This is a genomic window from Hylemonella gracilis ATCC 19624, assembly GCF_000211835.1.
Classification (GTDB): Bacteria; Pseudomonadota; Gammaproteobacteria; order Burkholderiales; family Burkholderiaceae_C; genus Hylemonella; species Hylemonella gracilis.
The window spans coordinates 1-516 of sequence record NZ_AEGR01000113.1; the positions used below are offsets into that span (position 1 = coordinate 1).

At 63.4% G+C, this 516-nt stretch carries 1 protein-coding gene; it reads left to right on the forward strand.

Annotated features, from left to right (window positions below; translation table 11 throughout):
• Positions 1-12 precede the first annotated feature (12 nt).
• A partial coding sequence (locus HGR_RS16615; protein ID WP_138922581.1) for a hypothetical protein occupies positions 13-516 on the forward strand: 504 nt, incomplete at its 3' end.

The window sequence follows — 516 nt, forward strand, 5'->3', positions numbered from 1 at the left end:
GCAAAGGACGCGGTGATTCACTCCGATACGGGCTTGCTCAACCAGGGCTTGGTCGATGGCGTGAGCGTGGCGCTGGAGTCGCAGACGGTGGACAACCAGGGCAAGCTACAGGTGCGTCACACTGCAGACGTCGCCGTGGCGGGTGCTTTCTCGAACAGTGGCACGTTGCAGGCGGACGGAGACATGAGCCTCACCGCCGCGAACATCGTCAACACCTCCACCGGCGCCATCGCCGCAAAGGGCGCGGTGATTCACTCCGACACTGGCTTGCTCAACCAGGGCTCGGTCGATGGAACGAACGTTCTGATTCGAGCGCAGTCGCTGGATAACCAGGGCAGGCTGCAAGCCCTGAACAGCCTGGATCTGGTCACGCCGGGCGCAGTCACGAACAGTGGCACGTTGCAGTCGGGTGGAGGGTTGAACCTCGCGGCCGCGAACATCGTCAACACCTCCACCGGCGCCATCGCCGCAAAGGACGCGGTGATTCACTCCGATACGGGCTTGCTCAACCAGGGC